The organism is Comamonas terrigena NBRC 13299, assembly GCF_006740045.1.
Lineage (GTDB): Bacteria > Pseudomonadota > Gammaproteobacteria > Burkholderiales > Burkholderiaceae_C > Comamonas > Comamonas terrigena.
In genome coordinates this window covers 4,190,038-4,208,756 of the sequence record NZ_AP019749.1, presented here as the reverse complement: position 1 = coordinate 4,208,756, position 18,719 = coordinate 4,190,038, and the positions used below count along the sequence as shown (strand labels likewise).

18 protein-coding genes are annotated in these 18,719 nt (G+C 67.6%); 7 read left to right on the top strand and 11 right to left on the bottom strand.

Annotation, left to right across the window (positions count from 1 at the left end):
- Positions 1–4: 4 nt before the first annotated feature.
- On the bottom strand, positions 5–493 hold the full coding sequence (locus CT3_RS19055) for a RidA family protein (RefSeq protein WP_066541156.1): 489 nt from the start codon (positions 491–493) through the stop codon (positions 5–7).
- Positions 494–673: 180 nt separating this feature from the next.
- Between CT3_RS19055 and soxR the strand changes: the two genes are divergently transcribed.
- A complete protein-coding gene (gene soxR, locus CT3_RS19050; RefSeq protein WP_083520611.1) occupies positions 674–1,180 on the top strand; it encodes a redox-sensitive transcriptional activator SoxR in 507 nt (168 codons plus the stop codon).
- Between the two features lie 15 nt (positions 1,181–1,195).
- On the opposite strand, the gene CT3_RS19045 is transcribed toward soxR, so the two are convergent.
- Positions 1,196–2,401 (bottom strand): MFS transporter, encoded by a 1,206-nt coding sequence (locus CT3_RS19045; protein ID WP_225608863.1) that lies wholly within the window; start codon positions 2,399–2,401, stop codon positions 1,196–1,198.
- A 146-nt stretch (positions 2,402–2,547) separates the two neighbouring features.
- Here CT3_RS19045 and CT3_RS19040 point away from each other — a divergent pair, with 146 nt between their 5' ends.
- On the top strand, positions 2,548–3,273 hold the full coding sequence (locus tag CT3_RS19040; protein WP_227657835.1) for a TetR/AcrR family transcriptional regulator: 726 nt from the start codon (positions 2,548–2,550) through the stop codon (positions 3,271–3,273).
- Entirely contained in the window at positions 3,270–3,776 is a 507-nt protein-coding gene (locus CT3_RS19035) for a hypothetical protein (protein WP_225608862.1), read from the top strand. Before CT3_RS19040 ends, CT3_RS19035 begins: the two co-directional genes overlap by 4 nt.
- 10 nt (positions 3,777–3,786) lie before the next feature.
- On the opposite strand, the gene CT3_RS19030 is transcribed toward CT3_RS19035, so the two are convergent.
- The 5 genes from CT3_RS19030 to CT3_RS19010 form a co-directional block, all read right to left on the bottom strand.
- Entirely contained in the window at positions 3,787–6,612 is a 2,826-nt protein-coding gene (locus tag CT3_RS19030; protein ID WP_083520610.1) for an ATP-binding protein, read from the bottom strand.
- Positions 6,613–6,702: 90 nt separating this feature from the next.
- A complete protein-coding gene (locus CT3_RS19025; protein WP_066541151.1) occupies positions 6,703–7,401 on the bottom strand; it encodes a response regulator transcription factor in 699 nt (232 codons plus the stop codon).
- Between the two features lie 76 nt (positions 7,402–7,477).
- The gene (locus tag CT3_RS19020; RefSeq protein ID WP_066541149.1) at positions 7,478–8,482 is read right to left on the bottom strand and encodes a serine/threonine protein kinase; all 1,005 of its coding nucleotides are present in this window, start codon (positions 8,480–8,482) and stop codon (positions 7,478–7,480) included.
- Entirely contained in the window at positions 8,479–9,930 is a 1,452-nt protein-coding gene (locus tag CT3_RS19015; protein ID WP_066541146.1) for a serine/threonine protein kinase, read from the bottom strand. Before CT3_RS19015 ends, CT3_RS19020 begins: the two co-directional genes overlap by 4 nt.
- Positions 9,927–10,682: a metallophosphoesterase family protein gene (locus CT3_RS19010; protein ID WP_066541551.1), complete on the bottom strand. Its 756-nt coding sequence runs from the start codon at positions 10,680–10,682 to the stop codon at positions 9,927–9,929. The genes CT3_RS19015 and CT3_RS19010 overlap by 4 nt, the downstream gene beginning before the upstream one ends.
- Before the next feature lie 193 nt (positions 10,683–10,875).
- Here CT3_RS19010 and CT3_RS19005 point away from each other — a divergent pair, with 193 nt between their 5' ends.
- Positions 10,876–11,544 (top strand): 2'-5' RNA ligase family protein, encoded by a 669-nt coding sequence (locus tag CT3_RS19005; RefSeq protein ID WP_066541549.1) that lies wholly within the window; start codon positions 10,876–10,878, stop codon positions 11,542–11,544.
- Between the two features lie 122 nt (positions 11,545–11,666).
- Here CT3_RS19005 and CT3_RS19000 read toward each other — a convergent pair whose 3' ends face one another.
- The 4 genes from CT3_RS19000 to CT3_RS18985 all read right to left on the bottom strand — a co-directional run bounded on the left by CT3_RS19000 (position 11,667) and on the right by CT3_RS18985 (position 14,547).
- Positions 11,667–12,083, bottom strand: coding sequence for an organic hydroperoxide resistance protein (locus CT3_RS19000; protein ID WP_066541144.1), 417 nt, complete (start codon positions 12,081–12,083; stop codon positions 11,667–11,669).
- Between the two features lie 62 nt (positions 12,084–12,145).
- The gene (locus CT3_RS18995) at positions 12,146–12,610 is read right to left on the bottom strand and encodes a MarR family winged helix-turn-helix transcriptional regulator (protein ID WP_066541143.1); all 465 of its coding nucleotides are present in this window, start codon (positions 12,608–12,610) and stop codon (positions 12,146–12,148) included.
- Between the two features lie 114 nt (positions 12,611–12,724).
- Positions 12,725–13,546 (bottom strand): crotonase/enoyl-CoA hydratase family protein, encoded by an 822-nt coding sequence (locus tag CT3_RS18990; RefSeq protein ID WP_066541141.1) that lies wholly within the window; start codon positions 13,544–13,546, stop codon positions 12,725–12,727.
- Positions 13,547–13,698: 152 nt separating this feature from the next.
- Complete coding sequence (locus CT3_RS18985) at positions 13,699–14,547, bottom strand: 3-hydroxybutyryl-CoA dehydrogenase (protein ID WP_066541139.1); 849 nt, start codon at positions 14,545–14,547, stop codon at positions 13,699–13,701.
- Between the two features lie 118 nt (positions 14,548–14,665).
- On the opposite strand from CT3_RS18985, the gene CT3_RS18980 reads away from it, so the two are divergent.
- From CT3_RS18980 to CT3_RS18970, 3 genes are all read left to right on the top strand, one after another.
- Positions 14,666–16,264, top strand: a complete 1,599-nt coding sequence (locus CT3_RS18980) for a GMC family oxidoreductase (protein WP_066541137.1) — start codon at positions 14,666–14,668, stop codon at positions 16,262–16,264.
- Between the two features lie 217 nt (positions 16,265–16,481).
- On the top strand, positions 16,482–18,272 hold the full coding sequence (locus CT3_RS18975; protein WP_066541129.1) for a PHA/PHB synthase family protein: 1,791 nt from the start codon (positions 16,482–16,484) through the stop codon (positions 18,270–18,272).
- Positions 18,262–18,642 carry a hypothetical protein gene (locus tag CT3_RS18970; RefSeq protein ID WP_066541128.1) on the top strand — a complete coding sequence of 127 codons (381 nt, stop codon included), beginning with the start codon at positions 18,262–18,264 and terminating at the stop codon, positions 18,640–18,642. Before CT3_RS18975 ends, CT3_RS18970 begins: the two co-directional genes overlap by 11 nt.
- The last annotated feature ends 77 nt before the right edge of the window (positions 18,643–18,719 follow it).

The window sequence follows — 18,719 nt, the reverse complement described above, 5'->3', positions numbered from 1 at the left end:
CCACTCACAAAGGGCGCACGGCCGTGGCTTCCACCTCGATCAGCATGCCCGGCAGGGCCAGCTTGGGCACGGGAATCAGCGTGCAGGCCGGAAACGGCAGCGGCGGCTGGTGGGCCTCGCCCCAGTACCGGCGCAGCGCCTGTTGCCACAGGTGAAAGCGCTCCAGCGAATGGTCCACGATCAGCACCGTGAGCTTGGCGACATCGGCCATGTCCGCATGGGCGGCATGCAGGGCGGTCTGCACATTGGCCAGGGCCTGGTGGGCCTGGGCCGCAAAGTCGTCCGGCAGTTCGGCGGCCATGTTTTCGCCCCCCTGGCCGGAGACAAAGACCCAGCGCAGCGGCGATTCCACCCGTACCACATGGGTGTAGCCGTTGGGGGCGGCGTCATACAGCCCGGGGGGCTGCAGGTGCTGCAGGTGGCCGCTCTGGGAGGCGGGCAGTGCGGTGGGAGAGGAGGAGGACGGAGCAACAGCGGCAAGGGCCTGGGCCATGGAGGAGATTCCGAATCAAGAAGCGCGGGATGGGAGAGAGGGTGCCGTGGTGCCACACCAAAGCAGCACCCAAACAGGTTATATTCTTCAACCTCAAGTTCACTTGAGGTCAATAGCCTGGACCCATGCTTTGCAAGGCTTTTACGTACCGAAATCGACACATGCGAAAGGCTGTTAGCGATGTGGGAATCTACCGGCGCGCCGCGCCACCGCTGCGTGCAGCAGGCCGTGCCTGGCGAGAAGGCGGATGACAGCGGCACTGACGGCACGCTGCTGGCCGTGGGCGAGGTGGCCCGGCGCAGCGGCGTGCCGGTGTCCACGCTGCATTTCTACGAATCCAAGGGCCTGATCCACAGCGTGCGCACTGCCGGCAACCAGCGCCGTTATGCGCGGGTGGTGCTGCGGCGGGTGGCGGTGGTCAAGGTGGCGCAGCGCATGGGCGTGCCGCTGGCCGAGATTGCGGCGGCACTGGACGCGCTGCCGCGTTGCACGCCCACCGCCCAGGACTGGCGGGCCTTGTCGGAACGCTGGCGCGGCGATCTGGATGACCGCATCCGCCAGCTGACGCAGCTGCGCGACCAGCTCGACGGCTGCATCGGCTGCGGCTGCCTGTCGCTGCAGGACTGCCCGCTGCGCAATGACAGCGACCAGCTGGCCCATGCCGGGCCGGGGCCACATTTCCGCTGAGTCCCCGCAGGGGGATCAGGCGGCAGCTGCCACGGCCATGGGCGGCAGGCGGTAGATGCGCCACAGCACCCACAGCGTGAGTGTGCCCATGGCGGCGCAGTACAGCGGCAGCGCGGTTTCCAGCCCCATGTGGTCGGCCATGCTGCCCAGTACCATGATGGGCAGCATGGAGCCGATGTAGCCAATCACCAGGTAGGTGGAAATCAGGCCGGAGCGGTTGTGGGCCTGTGCCACGCGGTTGACCAGCGACATGCCGCCGATGTTGCACAACCCGTGGCCCAGCGCCACGGTGAGCACGCACAGCACAAACAGCAGGCTGGAGCCCAGGTAGTTGTTGACCAGCAGGATCAGCATGCTGGCGGCCAGTGCACCCAACCCGGCCTGCGCGCACCAGCGGCTGCTGCGGGCGCGGGACAGGAACTGAAACCCGGCGGACAGAAACAGAATCATGCCCAATGCCAGCCCGGACACGGCCGGTCCATGCCAGGGGACCATGCGGGCCATGAAGCTGGGGGCCAGCGAGGCAAACAGGCTGAAGGCGCCAAAGGCCAGAAACACGCACATGCTGGCCAGCAGGTAGCGGCGGCGGTGCTCCGGTGCGGGCAGCGTGATCTGCGGCATCCAGCTGGGGGCCACCAGGGCGGGGTTGGGAGCGGGCACAGGCACCTGGTGGCGGATGCGGCCCAGCGCCACCACGGCCAGCACCCCCAGCAGCAGCGAAGGCACATAGGCCGTCAGCAAAGGCTGCGGCAGCCATTGCGCCACCACGCCGCCCAGCACCGGGCCCAGGCCAAAGCCGAAGGCAATGGTCAGGCTGGCCATGGCGGCGGCGCGCTGCAGATCGCCCTTGTTGTTGAGCTGGGTGAGCCCCAGCGAGGCCGAGGTGGTGATCATGCCGGAGGCCAGCCCGACCAGCACCCGCGCCACGGCAAAGCTGGCGTAGTTCCAGGCCAGCGCACTGAGCAGCGAGCCGGCCGTGACGATGACCAGCCCCCAGCGCAGCACGCGGACAAAGCCGTGCCGGTCCGACAGGCTGCCCAGGGTCAGCAGGCTGAGCATGGCGCCGGCCATGTACATGGCATAGACCAGGGTGATGTCACTGGTCTGCAGCTGCCACAGGGTTTGGTAGAGCGGGTAGAGCGGGCTGGCCAGGGCGGTGCCCATGACGCCCACGCACATGGAGAAGCACACCCAGGGATAGGGGGCCCATTTGATTTGCATGATCGGACAGTGAGTAAGGGAGGCGGCAGGTGCATTTCCATGGCCCTGCGCCGGGTATGGAGGCGGTCGGTCGGTGGAAGACCGCTGCCTGCATACAATTAAAAATGACTTTTCGGTCAATTTTGTGAATTCTAAGGAGAAAACCCGTGTCTGTGCCGCGCACTGCTGTCTGCAGCCCTGATGCCGTCCCGGAAAAGGACGGTGCGCCCGTGGCCGAGGCGGTGTGCCGCCGGCGCGGGCCCAGCTTGGACAAGACGGCACAGACGCAGCGCCAGATCACCGAAGCCGCGCTGGCCATTTTTCTGGAGCAGGGCATCACCCGCGCCACCATGGCGCAGATCGCGGCGCGGGCCGGCGTGGCCAAGGGCACGATCTACACCTACTACCCCTCCAAGGAAGCCTTGCTGCGCGGCGTGGTGCTGCAGGCCCTGGCGCAGTCGGCGGCCTACCAGCCGCTGTGCCGACGGCCGGGCGAAACCGCCCAGGCCTTGCTGCGCCGCAGTCTGCTGCCGACCATGGAGGCCATCGAGCGCAGCGACCGTGGGAGCCTGGCACGCCTGATACTGACCGAAGCCAAGCAGCACCCCGAACTGGCGCGGCTGTACAAGGAACTGGCATTCGACCCCTGGCAGCAGCATGTGCTGGGCATCTTGCAGCTGGCCTGTGAAGAAGGCGAGCTGCAGAGCCAGGCACCGGAAGACTATGCCCGCCTGCTGGCCAGTCCGTTCTGGATGGGGATGGTGCACAACGGCCTGCTGACGGACGACCCGCAGCAGCACGTGGCTATCGCGCCCTTGATGGAACAGCTGATTGCGTTACTGTTTGCCTCACCCCTGCCTTCTTCCTCCCAGCCTGTCCGGAGCCTGCCATGACACCCCACACCACCTTTGCCATTCGGGACGCACAGACGGCCAAGGCCCGGCCGCATGCGGGCCGTTCCCTGGTGGCTGTGCTGGGGCTGGTGGCGGCTGCGCTGCTGGCGGGCTGCGGCTCGGTGGGGGCCGGGGTGGGTGTGGGCATCCCGGTGGGGCCGGTGTCGGTGGGGGTTGGCATGGGCAGCGGCGGCGTGAGTGCCGGGGTCGGCACCGGATGGGGCCCGTTGGGCGTGGGGGTGGGGGTGAACCAGCGCGGTCAGGTCACTGGCAATGCCGGCGTGGGGCTGTCCACAGGTGTGGGCGGAGCCCGCGTGGGGGCCGGGGTCGGCACATCGACCGTGCTGCATGACCCCGCCCGCGCGCCGGCACCGGCGGCTTCCACACCTGCCGGGGCGGCCACGGCAGAGCACCCGAACCCAGCCCCGGCACAGGCCCCGATGCAGTGGCGCGATGCCAGCGGGCAGGTGGTGCCCACCTGCCGCGTCGAAGGGCGCTGCTGAGCCGCTCGGGTCAGCGGGTGTCGGTCTGCAGCTGGGCGTGCAGCTGGGCCAGGCCGCTGCGGGCACTGGATTGCAGCGCCGGCAGCAGCGCGATGGCCGATGGCAGATCGGTCGCATCGGCCAGTTGAGCGGCCAGTTGGCCCAGGCGCTCCAGCCCGAAGGTGGCGACGCTGCCGGCCACCAGGTGGCCCTGCTGGCGCAGCAGGGCAAGATCGCCCCGGGCCTGCTCCAGGGTGTCCAGGCGGTGTTCGAGGTCTGCCCTGAACTGTTGCACCAGGGGTGCCAGGCGCGCGTCCGGCACATGGCGGCGCAGCACCTCGACGGCCGCCGCAGCAAAGTCGGGGGCGGGCGCAACGCCGCAGGGCTGCAGCGCTTGCGGCGCCAGCGCGGAGGCACCAAGGCCCTGCTGCAAGGGCGTGGCGCTTTCCCCCAGCGTGCGTGCCAGGGTCTCCCACAGCGTGGCTTCCACAATGGGTTTGGCCACCAGCCCGTTCATGCCGACGTCCTGGCAGTGGCGCAGGTCTTCCGGGCGGGTGTGCGCCGTCATGGCCAGCACGGGCATATGGCGGTAGAGCGGGTGGGCACGCAGGCGGCGGCAGAAACTCCAGCCATCCAGCCGCGGCATCTGCAAGTCGATCAGGATCACATCGTAGTGGCCCGGGGCGTGCTGCAGCAGCTGCTCCCAGGCGAATTCGCCATCGCTGCTGCAGTCCAGCTGCGCGCCGCTGGGGCGCAGAAAGCCCTGCAAGACCTCGAGGTTCAGGGCGTGGTCATCCACCAGCAGCATGCGCCGCCCCTGCAGTGCCGGAATGGACGGCAAGGCCGAGGTTGCCGCGGCTGTGCCCGGGGCCGTGGCCACCGCCAGGACCGTGGTGAACCAGAAGCAGCTGCCCTGGCCGGGGCGGCTGTGCAGGCCGGTCTTGCCGTGCATCAGCTGTGCCAGCCGGTGCACGATGGCCAGGCCCAGGCCGGTGCCGCCAAAGCGGCGGGAGATGGACGCATCCACCTGAAAGAACGGGCGGAACAGGTGCGCCGCATCGGCACGGGTCAGGCCGGGGCCGGTGTCGGACACGCTCCAGCGCAGCAGCACCTTGGCGGTAGACGTTGTCGGCAGGGCGGTCACCCGGATGCGGATGCGCCCCCGGGCCGTGAACTTGATGGCGTTGTGCACCAGGTTGAGCAGGGCCTGGGTGAGGCGGTAGGGATCGCCGCAGAGCCAGGGCGGGACCTGGGGGGCGACCTTGCAGTCCAGCTGCAGGCCTTTGGCATGCAGGTCTTCCTGGCACATGCGGCGCACATCATCGATCACCTGGTCCAGCGCGAACACCGTGTGCTCCAGCGTGACCCGGTGGGCGTCGAGCTTGGAGAAGTCCAGCACGTCGTTGGCCAGGCTGCGCAGCAGCCGGCCGGCGCGGTCCAGGTTGTCCAGCTGCTGCTGCTGTGCCTGCGGCAGGGACGCGCGCTGCAGCAACTGGGTCATGCCCAGCATGGCATTCAGGGGGGTGCGGATCTCATGGCTGATGGTGGCCAGAAAGCGGGACTGTTCTAGCGCGGCGGTTTCCGCGGCCTGCTTGGCCTGGGCCAGCGCCAGGGACTGGTGCTTTTCCTGGGTGATGTCCAGCCAGCCGCCGTTGAACAGGACGCTGCCGTCGGGCAGCCGCCGGGTGCTGGCCAGGATCTTGAACCAGGTGGCGCCGGGCAGCCGTGGCGGGGTCACCAGCAGGTCGTGCGTGACCGATTCCAGCGTGTGCACGCTGCGCATGAACTGCTCCCACAGCGCTGGCTCCTGGTGGGGGGTGAGTGCGTGGCGCACTACCGCTTCCCAGCGGGGGGTGACAAAGCGCAGGTCGCTGTGTCCTTCCCGCGTGAGGTGCAGCTGGAAGATGGCCACCGGAACCGCGCCGGTCAGCTCCAGCAGCTGCTCCGAGAGCAGCTGCGAGGCCTGGGCCTGCAGCACCTGTGCCGACAGCATCTCGTTGTGGAGCATGCTGTCGCGAAAGCCCTGCAGCGTCATGGCCATGGTGCCCACTTCATCCTGGCGCTGCTGGGGCAGGGGGGGGAGGTGGTAGTCCCGCCGCAGCAGGCGCTGCATGCTGCGCGTCATCTGGGCAATCGGCTGGGAAATCCAGCGCACGGCGGAGGCCGCGGACAAGGCGCTGACCAGGCAGATGGCGGACACCACGGCCAGAATGATCAGCACGATGGCTTCCTGGCGGGCCACGCGCTGGGCTTTGCCCAAGTCGGTGTAAAGCTTCTGGGTCAGGTACTGCAGCCGCTCGATGTCCTGGCGCAGGATGCGCATGGCGGGCGTGAAGTTGTACTCGATCAGTCCCTGGGTCAGATCATGGTCGTCGGCCGATGCGGCATCCACCACGGCATGGCCCAGCAGGAACAGGCGCTGGGAGCGCTGGTCCAGAAACTCGATTTCCAGAGTCAGCTCGGGAGAGCGGCGGGCAATGCTGCTGAGCTCGTGGCGCAGGTCCATCTGGATCTGCAGCAGCTGCTGGCGGATCTGCGACAGATCGAACAGCTCCTGCGCGGCAGGGGCGCTCAGAATCTCGCGGGTGGCATCGCTGAGGTAGACCGCAATGGTGGCCAGCTGCAGGGTGTTCTGGGTCTCCTGGTTCAGCCGTGTGTAGTAGCGTGCGTCCACCTTCTGCCAGAGCAGCATGGCGCTGATGGCAATCACGGCAGACAGCGTGCCGGTCAGGCCGACCAGGGCCGCCGTCTTGGTGGCCAGGGGCAGATTGGCCAGCCACCGGCCCAGGCGCTGGCCTGACGGCCACGGCATTCGCGCGGTGCGCTCCGGCAAGGTCGTGGGATCCGGTGCTTTCATGCCGTGCGGAGGGGGTGGAAGGGTGGGGTGCGGCGGCCAGGGCAGCCTGGTCGCGGTGCGGTGCCAGTGTGTCGGCCGATTCTGCCGTGCTTACAGCCGTTCCAGGCGGTAGCCGGTGCCATAGACCATTTGCAGGGCGAACCGGCAGGGGTGTTGGGGGTCATGGCTGAGGCCCAGCTGCAGCTTGTTGCGCAGCTGGGAGATGTGGGTGTCCAGCGAGCGGGTTTCCACCGCCGGCTTGCCTTGCCAGAACAACTGGTGCAGTTGCTGGCGGGTGACCAACTGGCCGGAGTGGCTGAACAGGTGCTGGGCGATGGCGTATTCCCGCCCCTTGAGGGCTACGCGCTGGGCGCCGAATTCGACGTGGCGGCCATCCGGGTCAAAACGGTAGGGGCCGAACTGCGGTGTGTGCGCGCGGCCCGCGCGGTACGACCGGCGCAGCAAGGCCTGGACCCGGGCCATGAAGACCGGCAGCTGCAGGGGCTTGGACATGAAGTCGTCGGCACCGGCTTCCAGGGCCTGTACCAGGTCGCGCTCCTGCTGGCGCTGGGTGGCAAACAGGATGGGCAGCTGGGCGCCATAGTGCTGCCGCGCCGCCCGGACCAGCTCCGGCCCCTGCATGTCGGGCAGCAGCCAGTCCACCACCAGCATGCCCAGATCCGGGTTGCAGCCGGGGTCCAGAAAGGAATGGGCATCGGGGAAAAGGCGCACCTGGTGGCCGGCGTGTTCCAGTGCTGCCTGCAGCAGACATTGCATGCTGCTGTCGTCATCCACTATGGCTATCAGCATGGTGTCCTCGGATCGAAAGCCCAGAGCGTACCGCTGTCTGGTGAACGTTGAAACAAAATGTTTCAATATCCGCCGTTCAGATCGCCAATGGTTCTTCTTCCATGGTCAGGACCTGGGACAGCAGGATAGAAGTTTGTTCCAGCCAGTAGGCTTCGGTTCCAAACCAGGGGAAGGCGCGGGGAAATGCCGGGTCCTGCCAGCGCTGGGCCAGCCAGGCGCTGTAGTGGATCAGGCGCAGCGTGCGCAGCGGCTCGATCAGGCGCAGCTCGCGCCGGTCAAAGTCGCGCAGCTGCTCATAGCCTTCCACCAGGGTGGACAGCTGTTGGCTGCGTTGGCGCCGGTCGCCGGACAGCAGCATCCACAGATCCTGCACGGCCGGGCCCATGCGGGCATCGTCCAGGTCCACGAAATGGGGGCCGCCCTGGCCGTTGTCGTCCACCGGCGTCCACAGGATGTTGCCGGGGTGGCAGTCGCCATGCAGGCGGATGGCGCGCAGCGGGGTCTGCGCCAGTGCGTCGCGGGCCATGGCCAGAGCCGCCTCGCAGGCCGCCTGCCAGCGCGGCCGCACATGGGGCGGGATGTCGCCATGGGCCAGCAGCCATTGCAGCGGGGCGGCGCCCATCTGCTGGGCATCCAGCGTCGGGCGGTGGACAAAGTCCTGCTGCGCCCCGACGCTGTGCAGGCGGGCCAGAAAGCGGCCAATCCATTCCAGCGTGTCCCAGTCGTCCAGCTCCGGCGTGCGCCCGCCGCGCCAGGGGCTGACGCTGAAGGCAAAGCCCGCATGCTGGTGCACGGTGCTGCCCTGCAGTTCCAGCGGGGCGACCACGGGGACTTCCGCCTGCACCAGCTGGCGCGAGAAGTCATGCTCCTCGGCGATCTGCGCGGCACTCCAGCGGCCGGGGCGGTAGAACTTGGCCACCACTTTGCTGCCATCGTCCAGACAGGCCTGGTAGACGCGGTTTTCGTAGGAGCCCAGGGCCTGCAGGCGGCCGTCGGGCCACAACCCGGTGCTGGACAGGGCGTCCAGCACGCAATCGGGTGTCAAGTGCGCGTACGGATGGGGGGATTCGGAGGTGCTCATGCGACCACATTGTCGTGTGCGTTCAGTGCCGCAAATGGCAGATGTTGTTTCACCAGGATGACGGTGCACGGGGCATCGCGGGCCACGCGCATCGGCACGGTGGCCACCAAGCGCTGCATCTGCAGGCCATGCGTGGCGGCCCCCAGGATCATCAGCCCCACGTTGTTGCCTTCGGCATAGCGCACCAGGGCCTGGGCCACGTCGGTGGCTTCCAGCACGTGGTAGCTGACACCATGGCCGTGCAGGTCCAGTGGCTGTGCCCACTGCTTGAGGCGTGAGCGGTGCTGCCGGTGCAGCGTGGTTTCGCTGCGCTGGGCATCGGTGCTGCTGCTGGCCGAGGGGGAAATCACCGTCACCACGGCCAGCCGGGCGCCGGGGCGTATGCCCAGCGAACGGGCCACGGCCTGGCGCAGCGAGTACAGCGTGGCATCCGTCACGTCCTGGTGGGGGACGGCCACCATCAGGATGGGGCGCTCACCGATCTGCTCGCTGGGCAGGGGGCTGGGGCGGTATTCCATGCCCGCCGCGCGCACCCAGCGCCGCAGCTTGGCGGCCAGGGACAGGCCGTGCAGCCGCTGGCTGCGTTCGGTCAGTGGCACCTGTTCGGGGTGCTGCAGGTCAAAAGCCAGCTGGGCGGCCGTGGGGTAGCGCTGGGCGGCCTCGGGTTCCAGGCAGCGCAGGATGATTTCCTGCATCCATTCCGGCAGGTCGGGGCGCAGTGCGCGCGGCGGCTCGGGCGCCATCCACATGCGCTGGCGCAGGCCGCCGCTGGTGGCCGGGTTGCCAAAGGGCAGCTCGCCAGTGACCAGCTCGTACAGCATCACGCCGATGGCAAAGATGTCGCTGCGCAGATCCCCGCGCACGCCCACGATCTGTTCGGGGGCCATCCAGGCGGGCGAGCCCACGGCCTTGCGCAGCTCTTCGGCCAGCAGGTCGGGGTAGTGGGCGTGGCAGGACAGGCCAAAGTCCAGCAGCACGGCGCTGCCGTCTTCCTTGATCAGTACGTTGCCGGGCTTCAGGTCCAGGTGGCAGCAATTCTGCTGGTGCAGGCTGTGGGCGGCCTGGGCCATGGCTGTTCCGAGCTGGGCCACCTGGTGCAGGCTAGGGCGCTCGGCCTGGTCCAGCCAGTGCTGCAGCGTGTGGCCGTGCACCTGCTCCATCACGATGTAGGGCAGGCGCAGCAGATCGCCGGCGGCCACAAAGCGGGGCACATGCGGGCCGGTCAGCACCGGGTGGATCTGCAGCTCGACCTCGAAGCTGACGATGTTCTCGGCACCGTCTCCCTCCGTCATGCGCGGGATCTTCATCACCAGCGGAAAGCCGGGGCCGCTGGCGGCCTGGCGCGCATGGGCGTATTCCACGGCATAGATGTGGGCCATGCCGCCTGCGTGGATGCAGTCGAGGATGCGGAAGCCGTCGACTTCGGTGCCGGGTGCGAGCTTTTTCATCGTCCCTCCTGCAGGCGCTGGGCAAATGCTTCGGGCAGGGGGGTGGCACGCACCGCGCGGGCGGCGGCCTCGTGGTCGTAGGCCACGCGGTGGAACGTCAGGGTGAAGGCCATTTCGTCAAACAGCGCATACATGGCACGGGTGTCGCCATCGCGGGGCTGGCCGCAGGAGCCGACGATGGCCAGCCACTGGCGGTAGGGCGGCACCGGCACGGGCACGCCAGGCTGGGGCGTGAAGCGCATCAGCTTGGCCGTCGGGGTCAGAAAGTACAGCGCCTGCTCGTGCACATGGCCGCTGAAGACATAGCGGATGTTGGGATCCAGCTGGGTGGCGGCACTCATGCTGCGCTCGGCCGCTGCGCTGTTGTCCACGTAATGCCAGCGCTGCGGACCATCGGCACTGGCATGCACCAGCAGCACCTGGCCGGCCTGGAAGGTCAGCGGTAGTGCGCCCAGAAACTGGCGCTGCGCGGGGCTGAGCTGGTCGTGGGTCCACTGCGCGCCCTGGGCCCCTACATGGGTCACCTGTTCGGGCGGAGCCACGGCAATGGCGTCGTGGTTGCCCTGCACGGCCCAGGCGCCTTGCGCCACTTCCTGCATCACCTGTTCCAGCACGGCCGTGGGTTCGCCGCCATAGCCCACCAGGTCACCCAGAAAGGCGACGCGCGTGGCGCCCTGGGCCCGCGCGTGTGCGAGGCAGGCCGCCAGGGCCTGGCGGTTGGCATGGACATCGGAGATCAGTGCGAGCTTCATACCGCCCATCTTGGGCGCCCAAGCTGGCGGTGGGCTTGCAAGCGGTCTACGGGTTTGACCTAGGGGAGGCGAAAAATTGAGCGGCGGGGTTCCGTGCTTCCAATACGCACACCATGAATAGCTTGGAGCATCGGGCGCAACGGATACCGGGGGCTGCTGTGTGTGGCGCGGCCAGCACTGGCACACTGCGGGCATGTCCGACGCTTTCCCTTTGTCCCAGCCCTGCGAAGACCGCGACTTTGCGGACTGGCACCAGAACTGCCCCTGGTGCGCCGTGTGGGTGGTGTGGATTGCCTCCGATGCCGTGGATGCCACCATCCAGGCGGCCCGCCACGCGCTGGGCGATGCGTTGCTGTCGCGCTACGCCCGCCAGCCGCACCTGACCGTGGCCTATCGTGGGCTGTGCGACGAAATGGCCCATGTGGCGGCCGAGTTCGGCCCCGCCCAGCTGCAGGCCGATCTGGCGGCCTTGCAGGCCCTGGCCCAGCCGCCGTTTGCCGTGCAGCTGCAGGGCGTGGGCAGTTTCACCACCGTGCCCTATCTGGGTGTGGGGCAGGGGGCGGACACCCTGGCGCGTCTGCACGATGCGCTGGTGCCCTGGCCGCCGGCGCCGGGCTGGCACTACGTGCCGCATGTGACGCTGGGACACTACGCACGGTCACTGCCGTTGCTGTGGGCCGTCGATCAATTGCACGCCGTAGGCGTGGGCCAGCCTTTGCTTCCACTGGAGGTGCAGCAGCTGGCGCTGGTGCGCTATGCCAGCCATGACATTGCCGGTCCGCTGGTACTGGAGGGGCTGTGGGATCTGCAGCAGCAGCGCTACCTGCCGCAGCCCGGTGCACTGTGGGGCACCACCGGCTGAAGCCGCCATGAAAAAACCGGGCGCCAGGCCCGGTCGGGTTGTGGAGTGGCAGACACTCCGCGCCCTTTGCTGCGCATAGCCTCTGCGGCGCAGGACCACAGAGGGGCGGCTGCAGACGATCTTCAGGCGATCTTCAGTGTCACGTCGATGTTGCCGCGCGTGGCGTTGGAGTAGGGGCAGACCTGGTGGGCCGTGTCCACCAGTTGCTGGGCCTGGGCCGGGTCCATGCCCGGCAGGTGGATGGTCATGCGCACGGCAATGCCATAGGCCTGGCCCACCGGGCCCAGGTCCACTTCGGCGTCCACGGCCAGATCCTGGGGCAGTGTCAGTTTCTGGCGTGCCGCCACGGCCTTCATCGCGCCGATGAAGCAGGCGGAATAGCCGGCGGCAAACAGCTGCTCGGGGTTGGTGCCTTGGCCGGCACCGCCGGGGGAGGACAGGGCAATGTCCAGGCGGCCATCGTCGGTGCGCGAAGCGCCGTCACGTCCGCCCGTGGTGTGGGCGTGGGCGGTGTAGAGAACTTTGTCGAGCTGTGCCATGGTGTCTTCCTATGCAAGAGTGTCCGGCAATGCGGACGGGTGGAGGAAATCGTCTCTCTTCATTACCGGCGCGGCACCAGCTGTGCACGCAGGGCGTGGAGCTGGCCGGTGAGCGCCTGCAATTCGGGCAAGGTGCACTGCGTGCTCTGCAGCACGCAGGCGGGGATTTTTTCTGCCGCACTGCGCAGCGCGCGGCCGGCGTCGGTCAGCGCGATGCGCACGCGGCGCTCGTCCTGCGCATCGCGCAGGCGTGTCAGCAGGCCCGCCGACTCCAGCCGCTTGAGCAGCGGGGTCAGCGTGCCGGAGTCCAGGTACAGGCGTTCGCCCAGTTCCGACACCATGAGCTGGTCGCCTTCCCAGAGCACCAGCATGACGAGGTACTGCGGGTAGGTCAGGCCGATGTCTTCCAGCAAGGGCTTGTAGAGCTTGGTCATGGCCAGCGATGCCGAGTACAGCGCAAAGCAGACCTGGTTGTCCAGCTGCAGCAGTCGGGCACTGTCGGGGAGGAGGTCGGAGTCGGAACGCATGGGGTGAATTATTGCTTGCAATTAAATTGCGCGCAATTTAATTGCAATGCCCATGCTGCCAGAAGGGCGGAATGCCGGCCACGCCACATCACGCTGCGGCCGGCATGGCTGCGGCTAGGTTCCGGTGAACCGTGCCGGACGCTTTTCGATGAAGGAGCGCACGCCTTCGGCCGCATCGTCGCTGTGGGCCAGGCGCTGCTGCACGGGGATGAAGTCCGCCACGGCCGCGGCCTGGCCCAGCTCGATGGCCTTGAGCACGTTCTGGCGCGTGGCCACCACAGCCTGCGGGGCCTGCTGGGCAATGCGTTCGGCAATGCGCAGGGCCTCGGCCAGTTCCTGGCCGGCGGGCAGCACTTTCTGCACAAAGTTGCAGCGCAGCGCTTCGGCACTGTCGAACTCGTCCCCGGTCAGCAGGTGCAGCATGGCGTTGCCCACCCCGGCACGTTCGGCCATGCGCAAGGTGGCTCCGCCCGTGGGCATGATGCAGCGCTGCACTTCCAGCTGGGCAAAGCGGCAGTTGTCGGCCGCCACCACGATGTCGGCGCCCAGCATCAGCTCGATGCCCACGGTGAAGCAGATGCCCTTGACGGCGGCCACCATGGGCTTGGCGCGGCGGCGGTAGCCCACCAGACCGTAGTCGTGCGGCTCCACCAGCCCGGGCGGGATGGCTTTCTTGCCGCCCTTCAGATAGGCCGACATGATGGGCAGATCCAGACCGGCGGTGAAGTGCTCGCCAAAGGCGTGCAGCACGCCCACGCGCAGCGCCGGCTCGTCGTCCAGCCGGGTGTAGGCCTCGGCCAGTTGCTGGAACATGGCGGGCGTCCAGCCATTGCGTTTGGCCGGGCGGTTGATGCCGATCAGCAGCACATGGCCGCGCACTTCGCAGTGGATGCTGCCCTCGGGTGGGGGCGTCGGGGTTTCGATGGCAAGGGGCATGACGGGTCTCCTGCGCCGCACCTTAGGGTCCCCCGCGGCCGGGCGCAGTCGCCCAGAAGACGAAAAGCCCGCGACCTGTCTCGCAGGTGTCGCGGGCTTGGCAGCGAAAACCGGAGGTGGCGCTGCGTCAGCGCGCACCAGCCGGGGCCGCTTTAGTAGGTGTACACACCCTGGCCGGTCTTGCGGCCCAGGCGGCCGGCGGCCACCATTTCGCGCAGCAGATAGCTGGGGCGGTACTTGCTGTCGCCGAACTCTTCCAGGTAGACCTCCATCACGGCCAGGCACACGTCCAGACCGATCATGTCGGCCAGGGCCAGCGGGCCGATGGGCTGGTTGCAGCCCAGCTTCATGCCGGCGTCGATGTCTTCGGCGGAGGCCGTGCCTTCGCTCAGCACCTGGAAGGCTTCGTTGATCATGGGCACCAGGATGCGGTTGACCACAAAGCCGGGGGCGTTCTTGACGGTGATGGGCGACTTGCCCAGCTTTTCCGACAGGGCCTTGACGGCGTCGTGCGTGGCGTCGCTGGTCTGCAGGCCGCGGATGATTTCCACCAGCGCCATCATGGGCACGGGGTTGAAGAAGTGCATGCCGATGAACTTGTCGGCGCGCTGGGTGACGGCGCCCAGCTTGGTGATGGAGATCGACGAGGTGTTGGTGGCCACCAGCACGTCGGCATCCAGCAGCGCGTCCAGCTGCTTGAGGATCTTGACCTTCAGCTCGTAGTTTTCGGTCGCGGCTTCGATCACCAGCTGGGCGCCCTTGAGGTCGTCATAGCTGGTGGAGGTCTTGATCAGCGACAGGGCCTTTTCCTTGTCGGCGGCGGTGATCTTTTCCTTCTTGATCAGGCGGTCCAGGCTGCCGGACACGGTGGCCACGCCTTTTTGCACGGCGGCTTCGGAAATGTCCACCATCACCACGTTGATGCCCGACACGGCGCATGCCTGTGCGATGCCGTTGCCCATGGTGCCTGCACCCACGATGCCCACTGTCTGGATTGCCATATGAAAAGTCTCCTGAGAAAGAAAAAAGCTCGGGCGAGATGGTATCGAAATTCCGTGGCATCCCCGTTAATGTGTAGCCCACTGTGCTGCTCGACAAGGCACGGATGGGACATATCCAATGCGAGACTACATCGTGATCGGGGGAGGGGCTGCGGGCTCGGTGCTGGCCGCGCGGCTGAGCGAGGAGCCTGGCTCCCAGGTCTGCCTGCTGGAAGCGGGGCCGGAAGACGCCAGCCCGCTGCTGCACTGCCCGGCGGGCCTGGCGCTGCTGCCCAAGACGGGGCAGTACAACTGGGGGTTCGCCACCACCCCGCAGCCCGGTCTGAACGGGCGGCGCGGCTACCAGCCCCGGGGCAAGGTGCTGGGCGGCTCCAGCGCGATCAACGCCATGATCTATATCCGGGGGCTGCCGTCCGATTTCGACTTCTGGGAGTCCGCAGGCAACCCGGGCTGGGGCTGGGACGATGTGCTGCCGTATTTTCTGCAGGCCGAAGGCAACAGCCGGGGCGCGGACTGCTGGCATGGCGCAGAGGGGCCGCTGCAGGTGAGCGATCTGCAGTCGCCCGACGCGCTGAGCCAGGCGTTTGTGCAGGCCGGCATGCAGGCGGGCTACCCGCGCAACACGGACTTCAATGGCCACAGCATGGAGGGCGTGGGCCTCTACCAGGTGTTCCAGCGCCAGGGCGCACGCTGCAGTGCCTACCAGGCCTATCTGGCGCCGCACCGCAGCCGCCCGAATCTGGAAGTGCGCACCGGCGCCCAGGTGCTGCGCATTCTGCTGGACGGAGACCGCCGCGCCTGCGGGGTGGAATTGCTGTGCGGCGGCCGGCGCGAAACCCTGCACTGCCAGCGCGAGGTGCTGTTGTGCGCCGGCGCGCTGCAGTCGCCGCAGCTGCTGATGCTCTCCGGCATCGGGCCGGGGGCGCATCTGCACGCACTGGGCGTGCCGGTGCAGGTGGACCTGCCCGGCGTGGGGGCGCACCTGCACGACCACCCGGATGTGACGGTGGTGCACAGCCTGCCGGGCACGGCGCTGGGCGTGGGGGTGTCGCTGCCCGGCCTGCAGCGCATTGCCCGGGGCGCATGGGAGTGGCGCCAGCACCGCACCGGCATGCTGACCAGCAATCTGGCGGAAGCGGGTGGCTTCATCCGCAGCCGGTCTGCAGAGCCGGAAGTGGACCTGCAGCTGCATTTCCTGCCCGGCAAGCAGGCCGACCATGGCCGGGGTCACACCTGGGGGCATGGTTTCAGCTGCCATGTCTGTGTGCTGCAACCCGCCAGCCGGGGCCAGCTGCGGCTGGCCAGCCCTGACCCGCTGGCGGCGCCGTTGATCGACCCGCAGTTCCTGTCCCATCCCGACGACATGGCGCGCCTGGTGCGCGGGGTGCAGCGGGTGCGGGAGATACTGCGCCAGCCGGCGCTGGCGCAGCTGGGCGGACGGGAGATGGCGGAGCTGGACGCGGTGCAGGACGAGCGCGCCATCGCAGACTGGGTACGCAAGCGGGCCGATACCATCTACCATCCGGTGGGTACCTGCCGCATGGGGGTGGGGCCGCAGGACGTGGTGGACAGCCAGCTGCGCGTGCATGGCGTGCAGGGGCTGCGGGTGGTCGACGCCTCGGTGATGCCGCGCATCACCAGCGGCAACACCCAGGCCCCGACGGTGATGATTGCCGAGCGTGCCGCTGCGCTATTGCGCCATTTCGCCGCAGCGTGAAGCGCCGAGGTGAGCGCCTGCTTGGGGTGCAGGGCTGGCGGGGGTGTCCGAAATTGTTGCAGCGCAATAATTTACCGGGGTATAAAGCGTCATAGCCGTTTTGCGCAGCTTTGACTTGTGTCAAGCAGGGCGGAGTTGCTTTTGGTTTTCCGGGGCTTATTGCCGAGAATTGGTGCTTGTGCATCCATTTGTAAACCCGAGACACTGAGGCCATTTCATGGAGAACACCCCCTTCGCCGTGCCGGCGATCGATCCCAGCAAACAGCTTGATGACCAGGTGCAGGCGCAACTGAGCCGCCTGTGCATGGGCTTGTCGCCCATTGCCCTGGGGCTGGCAGCGGCCGACTGGGCCATGCACCTGGCGGCGTCGCCCGGCAAGCAGATGGCGCTGGCACACAAGGCGGTGGAACTGTCGCGCGAAGCGGTGCAGCGCAGCCTGACGCCCGCCCATCCCGAGACCCCGGAAAAAGACACCCGTTTCAAAGACCCTGCCTGGGCGCAGTGGCCCTACAGCGCGCTGAAGGAAGGCTTCAAGGCCAGCGATGCCTGGTGGCGCGAGGCCACCAAGGTCGACGGCATGACCCGCCACCACCGCCACATGGTGGATTTCTTTGCCCGCCAGGGCCTGGATGCGATGTCCCCGTCCAACTGGGCGGCGACCAATCCCGAGGTGCTGGCCAAGGCCCGCGAGACCCAGGGCGAAAGCCTGCGCAAGGGCTTCCAGCATTTCACCCAGGACCTGAAGGCCCTGCGCAAGGCCAAGGCCGATACGCCCGCCGAAGCGCTGGAGCCGCTGGAATTTGCCGTGGGCAAGGATGTGGCCTGCACGCCGGGCAAGGTGGTGTTCCGCAACCACCTGATCGAGCTGATCCAGTACCTGCCCACCACGGCCAAGGTGCAGGCCGAGCCGGTGCTCATCGTGCCGTCGTGCATCATGAAGTACTACATCCTGGACCTGTCGCCCGGCAACTCCATGGTGAAGTACCTGGTGGACCAGGGCCACACGGTGCTCATCGTCTCCTGGCGCAACCCAGATGCCTCGGACCGCGACCTGAAGATGCAGGACTACCTCTCCAGCGGCGTGCTGGCGGCGCTGGAAGCCACCAAGGCCCGCACTGGTGCGGCACGCGTGCACACCATGGGCTATTGCCTGGGCGGCACCTTCCTGGCCATCGTCGCGGCCACCCTGGGCCGCCTGGCGCGCAAGAAGCCCGGCGCTTGGAGTGCCAAGGAAAAAGCCCTGGTGCCTGCCGACCTGCCGGAGCTGGCCTCCGTCATGCTGCTGGCGGCGCAGACCGATTTCTCCGAACCCGGCGAGCTCGGGGTATTCATCGACGACGACCAGCTGGAGAGCCTGCGCCGCGCCATGGCGGAAAAAGGCTATCTGTCGGGCCGGCAGATGGGGGGCTCCTTCCAGTTCCTGGCCTCCAAGGACCTGGTCTGGTCGCGCAACACCAGCCGCTACCTGCTGGGCGAGGAAGACAGCAGCTTCGATCTCATGAGCTGGAATGCCGACCAGACCCGTCTGCCGGCACGCATGCACACGGAGTACCTGACCTCGCTGTTCCTGAACAACGCGCTGGCCAACGGCCAGTACCGCTTTGCCGGGGCCACTGTGGCGCTGATGGACATCAGCGCGCCGATGATGGTGGTGGGAACCACGCGCGACCATGTCTCACCCTGGAAGTCGGTCTACAAGATCCATCTGCAGACCGATACGCACGTGACCTTTGTTCTGGCCGCCGGCGGGCACAACGCGGGCATTGTGTCGGAGCCCGGCCGCCCGCGTCGCAGCTACCAGATCGCCAGCGTGGAAGACGGCCAGGGCTGGATCGATCCCGACGACTGGGTGGCCCAGGCGCCGGTGATCCAGGGTTCCTGGTGGGAAGCCATGCACGCCTGGATCAGTGCCCGCTCCGGCGCGGCGATCCAACCTCCCGCCATTGCGGCGGAAAACGTGGTGTGTGATGCACCCGGTGACTATGTGATGGTGCGCTATGCAGACTGAAAACACGACAACCGAACTGGCCCTGCAGGAACATGTGGAGCGCCTGAGTGCTTCCATCGAGCGGCTGAACGCCCGCATTGCACGCCTGGCCACTGCGCTGGATGTGTCGCTGGACAAGGACAGCGAAGTGGAACGGGTGCTGCAGCGCGACACCAATGCGCCCGGCGATACCCGCCAGCACCGCATGCGGGAAGAGCTGCGCGGCCTGCTGGTGCTGCGCTACGGCGTGACCACGCGCTTCACCCAGAAGCTGGGTGCGGAAGTGACGCGCGATCTCTTCATCTGCGCCGAAGAAAAGCTGCTGCGCGAGGGCTTCCGCCCCGGCGCCGACGGCATCGATCTGCGCGCGCTCGAAGCAGAAGCGGCCTGATTCCCCATTTTTGATAGCGGCCTGCGCGCGCTCAAGCGGCGTGCAAGGCGAAAAATCACCAAAGCGCCAGCGAGCGC